The organism is Phyllobacterium sp. CCNWLW109 (assembly GCF_037203905.1).
Classification (GTDB): Bacteria; Pseudomonadota; Alphaproteobacteria; order Rhizobiales; family Rhizobiaceae; genus Phyllobacterium; species Phyllobacterium ifriqiyense.
Genome location: NZ_JBBCBK010000004.1, coordinates 857,103 through 873,468, shown reverse-complemented (window position 1 = coordinate 873,468; position 16,366 = coordinate 857,103). Strand labels below are relative to the sequence as shown.

15 protein-coding genes are annotated in these 16,366 nt (G+C 52.8%); 4 read left to right on the top strand and 11 right to left on the bottom strand.

What is annotated here, in order from left to right:
* Positions 1-24 precede the first annotated feature (24 nt).
* The 3 genes from clpA to V9K92_RS19615 all read right to left on the bottom strand — a co-directional run bounded on the left by clpA (position 25) and on the right by V9K92_RS19615 (position 3,380).
* A complete protein-coding gene (clpA, locus tag V9K92_RS19625) occupies positions 25-2,493 on the bottom strand; it encodes an ATP-dependent Clp protease ATP-binding subunit ClpA (protein WP_337354725.1) in 2,469 nt (822 codons plus the stop codon).
* Positions 2,494-2,499: 6 nt separating this feature from the next.
* Positions 2,500-2,832: an ATP-dependent Clp protease adapter ClpS gene (clpS, locus tag V9K92_RS19620; RefSeq protein ID WP_162802512.1), complete on the bottom strand. Its 333-nt coding sequence runs from the start codon at positions 2,830-2,832 to the stop codon at positions 2,500-2,502.
* Between the two features lie 215 nt (positions 2,833-3,047).
* Positions 3,048-3,380, bottom strand: a complete 333-nt coding sequence (locus V9K92_RS19615) for a phasin family protein (protein ID WP_337354724.1) — start codon at positions 3,378-3,380, stop codon at positions 3,048-3,050.
* Positions 3,381-3,664: 284 nt separating this feature from the next.
* Between V9K92_RS19615 and V9K92_RS19610 the strand changes: the two genes are divergently transcribed.
* Together V9K92_RS19610 and V9K92_RS19605 are read left to right on the top strand one after the other, a co-directional pair.
* Complete coding sequence (locus V9K92_RS19610; RefSeq protein WP_354343772.1) at positions 3,665-4,999, top strand: D-alanyl-D-alanine carboxypeptidase family protein; 1,335 nt, start codon at positions 3,665-3,667, stop codon at positions 4,997-4,999.
* Between the two features lie 49 nt (positions 5,000-5,048).
* Positions 5,049-5,321, top strand: a complete 273-nt coding sequence (locus V9K92_RS19605) for a hypothetical protein (protein ID WP_115052998.1) — start codon at positions 5,049-5,051, stop codon at positions 5,319-5,321.
* Positions 5,322-5,532: 211 nt separating this feature from the next.
* Here the strand turns inward: V9K92_RS19605 and V9K92_RS19600 are convergent, their stop codons facing one another.
* Positions 5,533-5,970, bottom strand: a complete 438-nt coding sequence (locus tag V9K92_RS19600; protein WP_115052997.1) for a DUF1489 family protein — start codon at positions 5,968-5,970, stop codon at positions 5,533-5,535.
* 69 nt (positions 5,971-6,039) lie between these two features.
* Positions 6,040-7,440 (bottom strand): L-serine ammonia-lyase, encoded by a 1,401-nt coding sequence (locus tag V9K92_RS19595; protein WP_337354723.1) that lies wholly within the window; start codon positions 7,438-7,440, stop codon positions 6,040-6,042.
* A gap of 241 nt (positions 7,441-7,681) precedes the next feature.
* Between V9K92_RS19595 and V9K92_RS19590 the strand changes: the two genes are divergently transcribed.
* Entirely contained in the window at positions 7,682-8,395 is a 714-nt protein-coding gene (locus tag V9K92_RS19590) for a DUF599 domain-containing protein (RefSeq protein WP_307285235.1), read from the top strand.
* Here the strand turns inward: V9K92_RS19590 and V9K92_RS19585 are convergent.
* Positions 8,390-9,589, bottom strand: a complete 1,200-nt coding sequence (locus V9K92_RS19585; protein ID WP_337354722.1) for an MFS transporter — start codon at positions 9,587-9,589, stop codon at positions 8,390-8,392. The two genes, V9K92_RS19590 and V9K92_RS19585, sit on opposite strands and share 6 nt — an antisense overlap.
* A 196-nt stretch (positions 9,590-9,785) precedes the next feature.
* On the opposite strand from V9K92_RS19585, the gene V9K92_RS19580 reads away from it, so the two are divergent.
* Positions 9,786-10,751 carry a heparan-alpha-glucosaminide N-acetyltransferase gene (locus V9K92_RS19580; RefSeq protein ID WP_337354721.1) on the top strand — a complete coding sequence of 322 codons (966 nt, stop codon included), beginning with the start codon at positions 9,786-9,788 and terminating at the stop codon, positions 10,749-10,751.
* Positions 10,752-10,755: 4 nt separating this feature from the next.
* On the opposite strand, the gene V9K92_RS19575 is transcribed toward V9K92_RS19580, so the two are convergent.
* From V9K92_RS19575 to pabB, 5 genes are all read right to left on the bottom strand, one after another.
* Positions 10,756-11,142: a MerR family transcriptional regulator gene (locus tag V9K92_RS19575; protein WP_115053294.1), complete on the bottom strand. Its 387-nt coding sequence runs from the start codon at positions 11,140-11,142 to the stop codon at positions 10,756-10,758.
* A gap of 111 nt (positions 11,143-11,253) precedes the next feature.
* Positions 11,254-12,666, bottom strand: coding sequence for a magnesium transporter (mgtE, locus tag V9K92_RS19570; RefSeq protein WP_336440056.1), 1,413 nt, complete (start codon positions 12,664-12,666; stop codon positions 11,254-11,256).
* A 50-nt stretch (positions 12,667-12,716) separates the two neighbouring features.
* A complete protein-coding gene (locus V9K92_RS19565; RefSeq protein WP_440809227.1) occupies positions 12,717-14,165 on the bottom strand; it encodes an aldehyde dehydrogenase family protein in 1,449 nt (482 codons plus the stop codon).
* Positions 14,166-14,315: 150 nt separating this feature from the next.
* A complete protein-coding gene (locus V9K92_RS19560; protein ID WP_337354719.1) occupies positions 14,316-14,912 on the bottom strand; it encodes an anthranilate synthase component II in 597 nt (198 codons plus the stop codon).
* Positions 14,909-16,303, bottom strand: coding sequence for an aminodeoxychorismate synthase component I (gene pabB, locus V9K92_RS19555; RefSeq protein ID WP_337354718.1), 1,395 nt, complete (start codon positions 16,301-16,303; stop codon positions 14,909-14,911). Before pabB ends, V9K92_RS19560 begins: the two co-directional genes overlap by 4 nt.
* Positions 16,304-16,366 lie beyond the last annotated feature (63 nt).

The following is a 16,366-nucleotide window of genomic DNA, read 5'->3' as shown; positions in this document are numbered from 1 at the left end:
GGCCACCCGAGGGTGGCCTTTCTGTTATTTCTTGCGCGGAACCTTTGGCACTGATGCCTTGGGGGGCACAGGGGTGGAGCGTTCCCCGCTGACCGCATCCGCTGAAGCTTTCTCGAGCACCGGTTTTTTAGGCGCTGGCTTCTTACGTGCCAGCGGCTTTTTCTCTACCGGCATTTCCTTCTTCGGCTTTACCACAACCTCGTCGGCTATGTAGTCGAGTACCAGACCGCGTGAACCATCCGGCTTCTCGGCAACGGAAACCTTGACGGTGCCGCCCTTCTTGAGTTTTCCGAACAGCACTTCATCAGCTAATGGCTTCTTGATGTACTCCTGGATAACGCGACCCAGCGGACGCGCGCCCATGCGATCATCATAACCTTTGTCGGCCAACCAGGCGATTGCTTCCTGTTGCAGATCGAATGTTACGCCGCGATCGGCAAGCTGTGCCTCAAGCTGGATAACAAACTTCTGCACCACCTGATGAATGACCGGAACAGGTAGAGGACCAAATGGCACGATCGCATCGAGACGGTTGCGGAATTCTGGCGTGAACAGGCGGTTGATGGCTTCCAGATCATCGCCTTCACGCCGTGAAGAGCCAAAACCTATAGCCGCCTTTGCCGCATCCGAAGCGCCGGCATTCGTCGTCATGATCAAAATGACATTGCGGAAATCGATCTGCTTGCCATTATGATCTGTCAACTTGCCGTGATCCATGACCTGCAAGAGGATGTTGAACAGATCCGGATGCGCCTTCTCGATTTCGTCCAGCAGCAGCACGCAATGCGGATGCTGATCGACGCCATCGGTCAAAAGGCCGCCCTGGTCAAACCCGACATAGCCGGGAGGCGCGCCTAGCAGACGCGACACCGTATGGCGCTCCATATATTCCGACATATCGAAACGCAGGAGTTCCACGCCAAGTGATGCAGCCAATTGTTTGGCAACCTCGGTCTTGCCGACGCCGGTAGGACCGGAGAACAGATAAGAGCCGATCGGCTTTTCCGGTTCGCGCAAACCTGCACGGGCCAGCTTGATTGATGAAGACAGCGCTTCAATGGCCAGATCCTGACCATAGACAACCCGCTTCAATTCCGCCTCAAGGTTCGAAAGGACTGCTTCATCATCTTTCGAGACAGTTTTCGGTGGAATGCGCGCCATTGTTGCAATGGTTGCTTCTATTTCCTTGACGCCAATCGATTTCTTGCGCTTGGCCTCCGGCAGCAGCATCTGGCTTGCACCAGTCTCATCGATCACGTCGATTGCCTTGTCCGGCAATTTGCGATCATTGATATAGCGTGCTGAAAGTTCTACAGCCGATTTGATCGCCTCCACAGTGTATTTGACCTTGTGGAAGTCTTCAAAATATGGCCGCAAGCCCTTCATGATCTCAATTGCATCAGGAATTGAAGGCTCGTTCACATCGATCTTCTGGAAACGGCGTACAAGCGCCCTGTCCTTCTCAAAGAACTGGCGGAACTCCTTGTAAGTCGTTGAACCAATGCAACGAATCGCCCCTGATGACAAAGCCGGCTTCAACAGGTTCGACGCATCCATAGCGCCTCCAGATGTAGCACCGGCACCAATGATGGTGTGAATTTCGTCGATGAACAGGATTGCACCCGGAAACTCTTCGAGTTCCTTGATGACCTGCTTCAAACGCTCTTCGAAATCGCCACGGTAGCGCGTTCCGGCCAGCAATGTACCCATATCCAGGGAGAACACTGTTGCATCCTGAAGTACACTTGGAACCTTCTTTTCCACAATACGCTTTGCCAGACCTTCTGCTATTGCCGTCTTGCCGACGCCGGGATCACCGACATAAAGCGGATTGTTTTTCGAACGGCGGCAAAGAATCTGGATGGTCCTGTTGATCTCCTGATCACGGCCGATCAATGGATCAATCTTGCCAATCTTGGCGCGGTCATTCAGATTGATGCAATAAGCCGTCAGGGCATCCTGCTTTTTCTTCGTCGTTTCATCGGACTCCGAAGCATGTGATTCTTCATTATTGCTTTCAGTGCCGAGCGGTGTGCGCGGCTCCGACATGCCTGGACGCTTGGAAATCCCGTGGGAAATGTAGTTGACCGCATCATAGCGGGTCATCTGCTGTTCCTGCAGGAAGAAGGCCGCATGACTTTCACGTTCGGCAAAAATCGCGACAAGCACGTTTGCGCCGGTCACTTCCTCGCGGTTGGAAGATTGCACATGGATAACAGCACGCTGGATTACGCGCTGAAAAGCGGCAGTCGGTTTTGAATCTTCATCATAGCCCGTAACAAGATTATCGAGCTCATGATCAACATAATCGTTCACCGTACGGGTAAGTTGCACCAGATCGACATTGCACGCGCGCATGACACTGCTTGCGTCCTGATCATCGATCAGGGCAAGAAGCAGATGCTCCAGCGTGGCATATTCGTGATGATGCTCATTGGCGATGGTCAGCGCCTGATGCAGGGCCCGCTCAAGACTAGGTGAGAAAGATGGCATGAAACCTCACTTTTTCTCCATCACGCATTGCAGCGGATGTTGGTTTTGCCGCGCATAGTCCATGACTTGGGTCATCTTGGACTCCGCGACCTCATAGGTAAAGACACCGCATTCACCGACTCCATGATTATGCACATGAAGCATGATTCTGGTGGCATCTTCTTTGTTCTTCTGGAAAAAACGTTCCAGAACATGAATGACGAATTCCATGGGAGTGTAATCGTCATTAAGAATCAACACACGGTAGAGACTCGGCTTTTTCAGCTTTGGTTTTGTACGGGTAATAACAGCCGTGCCCCGACCGGGACCGTTGCCATTGCCTTGGTCCTCATCCTGCATTTTGGGTGAAAACGTATTCATGTTGTTGCTGCCTGCATTCTGATCGCCATGTGTCGCTCTGTACATTCTATGTAGGTCGCGATGAGCTAATTTTAAGCCCTATCCTGAAGCTTGCAATATCAAGTTACACTTGGCAAAGGCGATTTGCTGCTTCAAGGATAAAAAAAGCCCGCTTGCAGGGCAAGCAGGCTCAAAATCAACCTTGTGAGAGCGTGTCAGCTCCGCAGTTTTACCAGCACTGCTTCATAAGGCTTGAACGCTTCTTTCGCGATATCCGCGTAAAGCTCACTAAATTTGGCAGCTTGCGCCACGAATGCTTCGTAAGCATTCTTGGTGAAAATGCTGTGAGCATGGAAGGCCTGCTCGACGGACCGAGTGGATGCGAGCTTTTGAACCAATGCTGAGCCATCCTGGAGCGATTTTGTCGAATAATCGGTAGCTTCGCCTACAATCGTCTGCAAGCCTTCGTTCATTGCAGAAACGCTGGCCATACTATTGCCCAGAAATTCTCTGCTTTTCTCGTTCAGCGCGCTGAGTGAGGTGACCATAATTCAGACCTTTCAAATGAACTTTTGTTATTGGCGTGGAGTTAGTGTGCACTGCACAAAAAGTCAAATTCAAGGTAGCTGCGATTTTAACCTTAAAAATTAATCAAAATCGACGGAAAACCGTGAACCTTCCGGTTACCATAAAGGGTTTGGTAACGCTGATACGGCTAAAGTCTACACATCCGTTCTGATGCCTTTGATCATCAGTAAATTTCGACGCATATACCGAGCAGGTGTTGATTGTGCTTTACCCGGCCCGCCAGACTTCAAAACTAATTACAAAAATGGCTTATGCCCTGCTCGCAGTGGCAATCATATCCGGGTTGAGTTTGGGCATCGCCACACAGGCCGAAGCTCAAAGCAAGGCTGCCTCGATCGTCGTGGATGCCAATACGGGCAAGACACTCTATTCATCCAATGCAGATGCAAAGCGTTATCCCGCTTCACTGACCAAGATGATGACCCTCTATATGCTCTTTGAAGCGATGGCGGCAGGCAAGGTTTCAAAATCGACGCCAATCGCTGTGTCGGCTTATGCTGCCTCCCAGCCGCCCACAAAGATCGGTTTCAAACCCGGCCAGACAATCAGCGCCGAAGCTGCAATTCTTTCTCTGATCACCAAATCCGCCAACGATGCTGCAACTGCCATAGGTGAACATCTTGGCGGCTCAGAGCAGCGTTTCGCAGTGATGATGACCAACAAGGCACGCCAGCTTGGCATGCGCAATACTCAATTCCGCAATGCGAGCGGCTTGCCTGATGGTCAGCAATATTCGACAGCACGTGATCTGGCGGTCCTCGGCATCGCGCTCCGCGAGCATTTCCCACAATATTACAGCTATTTCTCAACCCGCAGCTTCAGCTATCGTGGCCGCCGCATCGTTGGTCACAACAGGCTTCTCGGTAAAGTCGAAGGCGTTGATGGAATCAAGACCGGCTACACCCGCATGTCTGGCTTCAATCTTGTTTCGTCGGTCAATACAGGCGGCAAAAAGCTCGTAGCCGTCGTAATGGGCGGATCAAGCGGGGGCTCACGCGACGCTCAAATGGCCAAGTTGATTGCGCAATATCTTCCTTCTGCATCGCGCCGCGATGGTGGAAATCTGCTCGCATCGCGCAAAAACAGTCAAATCAGCGTTGCTGCTCTCGAATTGCCTGAAAACGATAATGTTCCTGTCCCGGTCCAGCGCGAAGTCGCCGCTGCTCCAGTAGAGGCTGAAGAAGTTGTAACAGCCTATGCGGCACCTGCCCCAGCCGCCTCACCGGCAGCACAGATTTTGCGCATACCAGCCCCAACACCTAAAGAGGAAGTCGGCGAAGGCGATCAGTCTGAGGTTGATCCTGTAACGACTGCTTCGGCATCTCCCGGCGGCTGGATGGTGCAGATTGGCTCCACAGGCAGCCCTCAAGAAGCAAAGGCTCTGCTGTCCAAGGCCGTCTCACAGGTTGGCGCCCCTGTTGCAAGCCTTTCGCCCTATACGGAAAAATTCCAGAAGGGTTCCATTACCTATCACCGCGCGCGCTTTGCTGGCATCTCCTCCGCCAAGGCTGCCAACAGCGCTTGCGCCGCTCTGAAGCGTCAAAGTTTCAACTGCTTTGCGATTGCACCACAATCGTAAGGCGATTGATGAAGAAGGCCCCGATTGTTTAGCGTTAAGGGTTTAGGTCATGTCGAGTATCATAGAACAAGATAGTTCCTTTGGTTTTGCCCCCAAGTCTGCCAAGCCACGGCTGAGCGGTATTGGAGCATTGCAGCAGGCAGCATTGCGTCTTGCCGATCTGCGCCGGGGCGGTACTAACGCCTTCAAAACCATGGATCTCGTCAATGTGTTGTTGTGTCAGGCAGCACGGACCCGCCGCGCGGCTTTGCCACCGGTTCGTCTGCACCTACGTTCGGAAAGTCGTAATGGAGTAACCGCAGTTCGCCTCCGCCTCTACTGAACAAGCACACGGCCAATGCGCTGTGTTTATGTCTGGTGACAACGGCTTTGTACGTGTTCGCCCTTCGAAAAGCTCAGGGATCTCACCAAAGGTGAAATAGTGGGCGGCATGATAATCGCAAGCGTTTCAAAGCTTGACTCTTACAATCTCCAACCATCCTCATGGTGAGCTTGTCGAACCACGCGCTGAATTAATGCACCAAGCTAAACGACTAAAGTAACCCGAGCGAGGCCAGCTCATTCCGCAGCTCCGGTGGCAGTTTGGCACGGCCGGATTTGCCCTGCCCCTCATCCAACGGTGCGTCTTCGCTCGTAAGATAGCGCCACCCCTGAAATGCCCGCCTCGGCTGCCATTCGGTTACGATAATGCGCGGCTCCAATACGAGATTGCAGCGCGAAATTCCTTCATCATCCGTAAATGTTCGCAGATCGGTCAGGCGCTGGCGGCACTGAATATTGCCCTTGATGACCCAATAGAGCGATCCGCCATCCAGAAGCTCTTCAGCACGCTTTGGCACCATGCGCGTTGTATGAAACTGTTCCGCAGGCAGACCCGCGCGGCGGCGTTCATCCAGACGGAAATCAATCCAGGCGGCCAGATCTTCGATTGCCGTACAGCCGACACAGAGTTTCACGAGGTTAAGAGCCATAGGCTAGCTTTTACGCTTCCGGGTTGTTCGGTCAACCTTAAGCAACGTTTCGTCCACAGCGGCAATGAATCAGCATTCCACCACATTGACAGCCAGACCACCCAAGCTGGTTTCCTTGTACCGCTCATTCATGTCCATACCTGTCTGGCGCATGGTTTCGATACAGGCATCCAGCGGGACAAAATGGGTTCCGTCGCCTTTAACCGCCAATGAAGCCGCCGTAACCGCCTTCACCGCGCCAAGCGCATTGCGCTCGATACAGGGCACCTGCACAAGGCCAGCGACAGGATCGCAAGTCATGCCAAGATGATGCTCAAGGGCAATTTCGGCAGCATTTTCAATCTGCTCCGGCGTTCCGCCAAGAACAGCCGCCAAGCCGGCAGCGGCCATGGCTGATGCAGAACCGACCTCACCCTGACAACCGACCTCAGCGCCCGAAATGGAGGCATTGGTTTTGACGATCCCGCCAATGGCTGCCGATGTCAGCAAAAAATCCCGAATGCCATCCTGATCTGCATCCTCGTGGAAATGTAGATAATAGCGCAGAACTGCCGGAACAACGCCAGCGGCGCCATTTGTCGGGGCAGTTACAACACGGCCACCGGCAGCATTCTCCTCGTTCACAGCCATCGCATAAACTGACAGCCAATCATTGGCCAGCAAGGGATTAATGCGATTTTGCCGCCACTCTTCCTGAAGGCGATCATGCAGATAACGGGCACGGCGCTTGACCTTGAGGCCGCCCGGCATAATGCCTTCCTGCTCCAAGCCGCGATCAATACATGAGCGCATGGCCGACCAGATGCGATCAAGACCAGCATTCAAATCAGCGCGGCTCATGAACATTTCTTCGTTGCGCCGCTTCATTTCAGCGATGGAAAGGCCGCTTTCCTTTGCCATGCTCATCATCTGCGCGGCATTTTTAAAAGGAAACGGCACCGAATGATCTGCTTTGGGCGCCGTGCGTGTCTTCGCTGATTCCAATTCTTCTTCGGTTACAACGAAACCGCCGCCGATTGAGTAGAAAATCCGGCGGAGCAACAATCTGTCATCAACATCATAAGCCTCGAAAGCCATGCCATTGGCATGGCCGGGAAGCGCAGTGCGACGATCCATGATGAGGTCCATAGCCGGATCAAAGCGATAGACGGGATGACCTTCTGGTGCGAGCGTCTTTGTCTGCTTAACTTTCTCAAGCAGGGCATCCATCTCGTTTGGATCAACAGTTGCCGGCAAAAGCCCGCATAAACCCAGAATCACCGCCCGGTCCGTAGCATGCCCGATACCAGTAAAGGCCAAGGATCCATGCAGATGCACACGCAGCCTGTGGACTTTCACACCCGTAGGGCGCGGCCACTGGCCATTCTTCAATTCATCAAGAAATTGTCCACCGGCAGTCATCGGTCCCATCGTGTGGGAACTCGAAGGACCAATGCCGATTTTGTACAGATCGAAAACCGACAGGAACATCAAGCAACCTCAAAAGGTGGAATCCGGAATATTCGATAATGGCTGGTCGGCGAGGAAAGGCGCAGCCAGCCACCGACCTAGCCTTGCATTTATACGACATAGGGTGTGTGAGACGAAAGTCCAATAGCTATTTGTGTCAGCAATTATTGACACGAAACAGAACTGCCCGAATAAAGGTTGAATAGTACCCCATTCTCGGAGCCTGCACATCCTGGGGTCCGACCCCAAGGGTGATGGAACAATGACGAATCCGAATATGTCCTATTGGCTCGATGTTGTGGCGCTAGTGTATTTTTTCGCCGTCTGGGCGCTTTATTCGCACACCACGGCCAATGGCTTTGGTGGCAGAAAATCCCTGACATCCGAGATGAATCACGCACGAAGCCAGTGGATGACGACAATGGCCACGCGCGAGCTGCGCATGATCGATACCAGCATCATGATCGGGTTGCAGCAAGGCACAGGATTCTTTGCCTCAACTTCGATCCTGGCAATCGGCGGCTGTTTCGGCCTTCTCAACTCTTCGGGTCGCGTTCTGACCCTGTTTCACGAACTGCCATTCATCAGCGAAACAACGCAACAGCTGTTTGAGACAAAGATACTTGGTCTGCTCATCCTGTTCGCCTATGCGTTCTTTAAATTTGCCTGGTCGTACCGGCTGTTTAATTATTGCTCCATATTGATCGGCAGTGTGCCTATGGCCCGCGATAGAGGTCCCGATGATCCGCAGGTGGTTGCCGGAATCAATCGCGCCGCCGGGATAAACATTCAGGCCGGGCAGCATTTTAACAGCGGCCTTCGCGGCATATTCTTCTCGATAGGATATTTAGGCTGGTTTCTTCACCCGGCGCTGTTCATGGTCACGACAACACTGGTTGCCTTCGTGCTTTTACGCCGGCAGTTCTTCTCAAAAGCGCGCGACGTTCTCATCCGCAATGCCCAGACTGGCCTATAAACGGCGTGGCAGATATCGCCAGACGAATATGGCTGTGAACAGCATCAACGCTGCCAATGCGATAAAGATCGAGCCGAAGCTGAAGAATGTCAGGATGATCGAGTAAAAGAAGGCGGGCAGTATTTCGGAAAAATCGAGATAAGTCCGATATACAGCGGTCATTTGGGCTCGTTCATGCGGGTGTACAGCCCGAATGAATGTCGTGGATGCCAATGTATCGAGCGCGACACAGAAAAATGAACCGGAAAGCAGCATGAGTGCTGCAATCATCGGAAAACTTTCGCCAGCAATTCCCGCACCGATCAGGGCAATAGCCAATAGGATGAATATGCCGGATATTGTTCGCGTTAAACCGTGCGCCATTCCGATTTTGCCCCACAGAATGGAACCAAGAAGAAACAGATTGCCTAAAGATACGAGCAGCCCGCCGGCGAGCGATCCCTGCCCCGTCGCTACCATGAGGATCGGGCCGTAGACGAAGAAAGTGCTCCAATAACAAGAGCGGGAAAAGGCAATGAGCCAAGCCAGTCGCAACCTCGGCTGAACGACAAACCGGCGCACATTTGCAATGGGGTTTGCCGGACGGCTGGGGCCCTTTTGCAAGGCCGGGTTATCGCTAAGCCGGAAATACCAGAACAGCGTCAGCAAAAGAATGGAAAAACCGATCGATAACAAAAATGGAGCGATCATCCCGATGCGGGTGTAAAGAAAAACACCCAAAAAAGGCCCGGCCGTCCAGGCGAGCGTCGCCGTTGCCATACGTACGGATTCGGCCCGGACAAGTTCGCCTTTCTTGATATGGTCCATAATGTAAAGGCTGAGCGTTATCGAAAGCGTTCCTGCCCCGAAGGTTCGAAGGAACAGTCCAATTGCCTGTCCTGATATTGTATCAAGCGCAAATGCGATGCATCCCAGCATCAGAGAAACTGAACCAGCTGTGTACACCCATCGCCGTGGAATGCGCACGATCAGCAGCGGGATCGATAAGGTTGAAATAAGCCCGAGCAAAGACATACAGGTATAAAGAATGCTGACGCTGCGTTCGCTTTGCAAAAGATCATAGGTCTGGATCGGCACCACACTAGTAATGATCGCACGGGCCATCGATTCGATGCCGAAAAGGATGGCAAATACCCGCGCTGTTGGACGCTTGGCCGTGTTGATCCAGATGGGATGACGAACTTGATTTATCACGATGGGACTTTGAAGCTTGATTCGAACGCTGCAGGAAGCATCGAACGAGAATCCATCGATAGCAGTCAATTAGGCGACATAACATGCAACTTTCGATGGATTTTTCACAATCCGTGATGGGATTGCTGAAACGTCATGGATTTTAAGCGCCAGCTCCAATAGCTTGCGGCAAACTTTAGCTACGAGATTCCATAAAATGAGCCAAAACGCTGTCTCAAATCCTCCGGTAAAAGCACGCCTTGGCAAACTCGATGTGTTGCGCGGCATCGCTCTTATTGCAATGGCGACATATCATACCGGTTGGGATTTTGAGTTCTTCGGCTATTTGGAGCCCGGCACAACCGGACATGGTATGTGGAAGCTCTATGCCCGCTGTATTGCATCGACATTTCTGGTGCTTGTCGGCTTCAGTCTCGTTCTGGCTCATAGTCGCGGCATTCGCTGGCGACCCTTCGGCATCCGACTAGCGCAAATTGTTGCCGCAGCGCTGGCAATTACAATTGCCACCTATCAATTCACCCCGGACAGCTTTGTATTCTTTGGTATACTCCATCAAATTGCGGCTGCGAGCCTTCTTGGCCTGCTTTTCTTGCGCTTGCCAGCATTTATCATCGCTTTCGCCGCTGCTGGAGTTGTTGCCGCGTCCCATTTTCTGGCATCATCGGCGTTTGATGCCCCGTGGCTATGGCCGCTGGGTCTTTCCGAAATTACGATCCGCTCCAATGATTTTGTACCGATATTTCCTTGGTTCGGAGCGGTATTGGTGGGGATGGCCCTCGCCAAAACATTCCAGCATCTCAATTTGCTGACCTTGTTTGCGGGCAATATCAAACCGGCTTGGCTGGACAAAGGGCTGCGCTTTATCGGTCGCCATAGCCTTGCCTTCTATCTGATTCATCAACCCGTGCTTATCGGTTGTGTCTACGTTATTTCCCAGATTTTTCCCCCATCCCTGCCTGCCAGCCGCTATGCGGGTGAATGTGTGCAAAGCTGCGAAGTGACCTATGACAAGGCCCTTTGCGAAAACTTCTGCGGATGTGTCGTGGGTAGATTTCAGGCAGACGGAATATTCGCTGACGCACTATCGGGAAAGCGAAATCCGCAAACCGATCCGCAAATGCAGGAAATCCAGCAGATTTGTCTTAACGAAACCGGTCAGTGAGACTTCAGGTATTAACGCCCAGCTCAGCGAGCCGCTCAATGCAGCCCTCTTCCACCTGATCTAGTTCTGCCAAGGTTTCTTCGATATCCCGGCGCTTCTGGCGCAGCTCACTGCGTTTTTCTTCCACGCGCTTCATCATAAGATGAATCTGTCCAAGCTCACCGGGGGGCGCCTTGTACATCTGGATGATTTCCTGAATCTCGGAGATCGAGAAACCCAGGCGCTTGCCACGAAGAATCTGCTTTAGCAGATGCCGATCAGAGGGACGGAATAAGCGTGTGCGCCCGCGCCGCACAGGATGGATCAGGCCTTCATCTTCATAAAAGCGCAATGTCCGGGTTGAAACACCGAACTCCCGTGTCAATTCTGTAATTGAATAATATTCGCGGATAGCAGACACAGATCATTCTCTCTTTAACCGATTGAATGTAGTGGTCACGAATTTACGTAAAAGTCAATTGAACGATTGTACTCGGTTGAAAACTTTGGTGCATAACAACTTTTATTTGAAGCCAAACCACCATGTTGCAAGGCCGAGAAATGACGAAAAGCCAACCACATCGGTGATTGTTGTCACGAATACCGCTGAGGCAATCGCCGGATCTGCGCCGAATCGGTGGAGGAGCAGCGGAATGAGGATTCCGCCAAGCGCGGCCGCCAGCATGTTGATTATCATCGCGCAAGCGATGATGCCGCCAAGATTGACGCTGCTGAACCAGAAAGCCGCGACCAGACCTATCAGTATTGCAAAGATGACGCCGTTGATCAGTCCCACGGATGCTTCACGTCTTATGATACGGCCAGCATTATAGATATCCATGTCACGTGTCGCCAGCGCGCGCACTGTAACAGTCATCGTCTGCGTGCCTGCATTGCCGCCCATGGAGGCAACAATCGGCATGAGCACGGCAAGCGCGACCATCTGCTGGATCGTGCCGTCGAAAAGCCCAATGACAGATGCCGATAGAAATGCCGTGAACAGATTGACCACAAGCCACGGCGTACGCGAGCGCGAGGTGGAAAGGATCGAGTCGGAAAGCTCTTCGTCGCCGACGCCGCCGAGGCGCATAATATCTTCCTCGGCCTCTTCTTGAATAACGTCAACGATGTTTTCAATTGTCAGAACACCGACCAGACGCTCATTTTCGTCGACAACAGCGGCAGATAGCAGATCATATTGCTCGAAAATTTGCGCAGCTTCTTCCTGGTCCATCGTTGCCGGGATCGCATGCCGTGTTTCGTGCATGATATCTTCGATCTTCGTATCGCGGCGCGTGCGCAAGATGCGATCAAGATCAATGGCGCCCAGCAGCCGAAACATCGGATCAATGACAAATATCTGCGAAAAGGATTCCGGCAGATCATCATTCTCGCGCATATAGTCGATGGTCTGCCCCACCGTCCAGAACGGCGGCACAGCCACAAACTCGGTCTGCATGCGGCGGCCAGCCGTCTCTTCCGGATAACCCAGTGAACGCCGGAGGCGCACTCGCTCGGTAAATGGCAATTGCGCCAGAATCTCGTCGCGGTCTTCCTGATCGAGATCTTCAAGAATGTAGACGGCATCGTCGGAATCGAGGTCCTGAACGGCCTCGGCAATCTGCCTGTTTGGCATTGCATCGACGATTTCGAGGCGGACAGCCTCGTCCACCTCGGTGAGCGATGCAAAGTCGAACTCATCGCCAAGCAATTCAACCAATGCGCGCCGCTGTTCTGACTGCAAGGCTTCAAGAACATGACCCAACTCGGATTGATGCAGCTTGCCAACATGCGAACGCAGAAACAGCACATCGCGATCGGCAATAGCCGCGCCGACGCGAGCGAGATAAGACGAGCGCACAGCGCCATCTTCGCCATAGATGTCCACGTCCTCAACGTCAGGCGCGGCATTGCTCAGGCGTTCTGTTTCATCCATTCTGTCCGCACCCGTCTGCTGGCATCAATCGTCGTTCAGGCAATACAGGCTCAAGCGGTGCTGTCTTCCCAACCGCTTATGGCCTTCACTTCCAGGAAGTCTTCAAGGCCCCAATGACCGCCTTCGCGGCCGATACCTGACTGCTTATAGCCACCGAAAGGTGCATCTGCCGCATGGCTCGCGCCATTGATACGCACCATGCCTGCACGAAGCTGCTTCGATACGCGTTTGATGCGCTCAACATTACCGGACTGAACATAGGCGGCAAGGCCATAGGGCGTGTCATTGGCGATTTCGACAGCCTCCTCTTCTGTATCAAAGGGTATCATCGTCAGAACCGGACCGAATATTTCTTCGCGAGCAATGGTCATGCCGTTGTTCACGTCAGCAAAAACGGTCGGGCGGACATAGTAGCCACGATTGAAACCCTCGGGACGTCCGGTTCCGCCGGCAATGAGCCGCGCGCCTTCCTTGATGCCCTGTTCTATCAGACCCTGCACCTTGTTGAACTGAAGTTCGGAAACCAAGGGGCCCATATGGTCACCTTCCTGCGAAGGATCGCCAACCTTGGTCGCTTTGGCCGTTTGTGCGGCAACTTCTGTTGCCTTGTCATAGACAGAACGTTCGACGAGCATGCGTGTCGGCGCGTTGCAGGATTGTCCGGTATTATTGAACACATGGGCAACGCCGCGCTTTACCGCTGCTTCAACATCCGTGTCAGCGAAAACAATGTTTGGTGATTTGCCACCAAGTTCCAGCGAAACCCGCTTGACCGTATCGGCAGCAGCTTTGGTGACAGCAATGCCAGCGCGCGTAGAACCGGTAAAGGACATCATATCAATGCCTGGATGACGTGACATAGCTTCGCCCACAGTCGGCCCATCGCCATTGACGAGGTTGAAAACACCTGCGGGCAAGTCAGAAGCGTCAATAATTTCCGCAAAGAGCATGGAGGACATTGGTGCAACTTCAGATGGCTTCAGAATGACTGTGCAGCCCGCAGCAATCGCAGGAACGACTTTCAGCACCACCTGATTCATCGGCCAGTTCCAAGGTGTAATGAGGCCGCAAACGCCAATTGCCTCATAGGCGATACGTACATTCTTGTTGTGTGCATCAAGCGGGCGTTCGAATTCGAAATTCCTCAGCGCGCGCTGAAAGGCCTTGAGGTGCCCCATTCCTGAAGCCGCCTGTTCTTCGAGCGCCATGGTCATGGGTGCACCCATCTCAGACGATATTGCCCTGGCCATATCGGAGAGGCGCGATTCGTAAATGGCGATCAGGCGTTCCAGCCAAGCGAGGCGATCCTCGCGGGTGCTGATACTCCACGTGGTGAAGGCATTGCGGGCAGCGATAACTGCTTTGTCCACATCAGCGGCAGAACCAAGAGAGATCGTGGCAAATGCTTGCTCGTCAGCCGGGTTGATCACTTCAAGCTCTTTGGCGACAATTGGAGCTATCCATTTTCCATCAATATAGAAATCGGTCTTGCGCAGCATGATCTGTCTCCTGCTCATTTGCTTTGTAAAAGGCGATTGTAACAAGACCGCCCACGATCGGCGGACGTCATATTGTGTGTGTAGCGAGGATAGGCGAAACGTCCAACAGGAATATCGAACAAAGAGGCGAAAATTGCGGCGCGCGCTAATTTACACCTTTATTTGTTCGCGATTGAACTGCCGTGCAAGCCGCAAAAAATTCCCGAGCATGGCATGACCATACTCGGTCAATACGGATTCCGGATGGAACTGAACGCCATGGGTTGGGTGGCTTGCATGGGTCAGCCCCATGATTTCACCCGAGCTGGAACGCGCATTAATCAATAATGGACCCGCTTGCGGTTCGTACTCCACGATCAATGAATGATAGCGTCCCGCTTTAAGGGGGCTCGGCAGGCCCTTGAAAACACCCGTGCCGTCATGCTGGATTGCCGACGAGCGACCATGCATTGGTTCGCGTGCCCGCACAACGCTGCCGCCAAACACTTCTCCAATACATTGATGGCCAAGACATATGCCGAGTATAGGAATTTCCCCGCTCAGCTGTTCGATAATTGCCAGCGACTGCCCGGCCTGGCGCGGTCCGCATGGTCCCGGTGAAAGGATAATGGCCTCTGGAGCGAGGTGCTTTACTGCTTCAGCTGATATGGCGTCGTTTCGAACCACTTTCGGGATCGTGCCAAGCTCTGCGAAATAGCGTGCAACGGTAAAAACAAAAGAATCGTAATTATCGATGATCAGGATCACGGCGCATCCTCTTCAAAAACGCTGAAGATGCGAGCGGCTTTATCAAGGGTTTCCTGATACTCGGCTGCCGGATCCGACAGCGCTGTTATCCCGCCGCCAGCTTGAAAAACAGCCTTGCCGCCCTGAAACAACACAGTTCGGATCCCGATATTGCTGTCGCAATTACCATTGAAACCCATATAGCCTATCGAACCGCAATAAATGCCCCGCGCCTGCCGCTCGATCTCGGTAATGATCTCCATTGCCCGCAACTTTGGAGCGCCGGTTATTGATCCTCCGGGGAATGATGCAGCGATCAGATCCATCAATGATGTGTTTTTGGCCAACTCGCCAGTCACCACCGAAACCAGATGATGAACGCTGGCATAGGTTTCCAGACCGCAAAGCACTGGCGTCAGAACCGAGTGTGGACGACAAACGCGCGACAGATCATTGCGCATCAGATCGACAATCATCAGATTTTCGGCCCGGTCCTTTTCAGATCCAAGGAGCATGTCGGCTAGTTGCTTATCCTTCACAGGATCGGAAGATCGCGGCATTGTGCCTTTGATCGGCCGTGTCTCGACGTGGCTTCCAGTGACAGCGAGAAACCGCTCCGGTGAACTTGACGCAATAATGATGTCACCATGATCGAGAAAAGCAGCGAAAGTTGCAGCATTTTTCTGGCGCAATTGCTTGTAGAACTGCCAGGGCGCATAATTTTCGGGAAGGTTTGCGCTGAAACACTGGGCAATGTTCGCCTGAAAAATATCTCCATCGAGAATATATTCCACGACTCGGCTCACCGCCTGCATATAGCTTTCACGGTCAAAATTGGAGTTCCACTCTGTACGGGGGATGGCTGGCTTTCGTTCCGCAACGCCGCTTTCCAATCTGGTGAGTTGGTCTAAAAACAGTCCTGCCCTCTCCGCAGCGCGCTCTGCACGAGCACTTTTTTCCAGTTCCGGAAACCCGGTTGAAATCAGCCAAACTTTTTGTTCTGTGTGATCGAAGGCCAGAACGACATCATAAAAATTCCATATGGCATCCGGCATTGTCCCTTGTTCTGGCACTTCTGGCTTTGGCAATCGCTCAAGCAAGCGCCCGAATTCATAAGAGAAATAGCCTATCGCGCCTCCCTGGAATGGCGGCAATCCGGCTTGTTCTACCGTGCGGTATAATTCGAGATAATGTGAAATAGCGTCCCGTGCGGGCATACTCACCGGCTCATTATTCCATCTTACACTGCCCTGATCGGCGATCAGCTGACCGAACGGATCAGCGGCCACGTAGGAGTACCGTCCGAGGGATTCGTGACGCATCGCACTGTCGAGAAAGCTCAATCCTCCGAGCGTCCGCAAACGTTCGGCAGCATCGACAGGCTCCAGCCATGGAATTTCACGAATATGCAAATGGCTCTCCCGAGAGTATCAGCACCGGACATTAGATATTTTTACAGTAACATTATGCGTGGT

Coding starts and splice junctions, on each gene's coding strand:
- clpA (WP_337354725.1), bottom strand. CDS start 2,493: ATGCCATCTTTCTCACCTAGTCTTGAGCGGGCCCTGCATCAGGCGCTG.
- V9K92_RS19565 (WP_440809227.1), bottom strand. CDS start 14,165: ATGCTGCGCAAGACCGATTTCTATATTGATGGAAAATGGATAGCTCCA.
- V9K92_RS19615 (WP_337354724.1), bottom strand. CDS start 3,380: ATGGTCACCTCACTCAGCGCGCTGAACGAGAAAAGCAGAGAATTTCTG.
- mgtE (WP_336440056.1), bottom strand. CDS start 12,666: ATGGATGAAACAGAACGCCTGAGCAATGCCGCGCCTGACGTTGAGGAC.
- V9K92_RS19590 (WP_307285235.1), top strand. CDS start 7,682: ATGACGAATCCGAATATGTCCTATTGGCTCGATGTTGTGGCGCTAGTG.
- clpS (WP_162802512.1), bottom strand. CDS start 2,832: ATGCAGGATGAGGACCAAGGCAATGGCAACGGTCCCGGTCGGGGCACG.
- V9K92_RS19605 (WP_115052998.1), top strand. CDS start 5,049: ATGTCGAGTATCATAGAACAAGATAGTTCCTTTGGTTTTGCCCCCAAG.
- V9K92_RS19610 (WP_354343772.1), top strand. CDS start 3,665: ATGGCTTATGCCCTGCTCGCAGTGGCAATCATATCCGGGTTGAGTTTG.
- V9K92_RS19580 (WP_337354721.1), top strand. CDS start 9,786: ATGAGCCAAAACGCTGTCTCAAATCCTCCGGTAAAAGCACGCCTTGGC.
- V9K92_RS19600 (WP_115052997.1), bottom strand. CDS start 5,970: ATGGCTCTTAACCTCGTGAAACTCTGTGTCGGCTGTACGGCAATCGAA.
- V9K92_RS19595 (WP_337354723.1), bottom strand. CDS start 7,440: ATGTTCCTGTCGGTTTTCGATCTGTACAAAATCGGCATTGGTCCTTCG.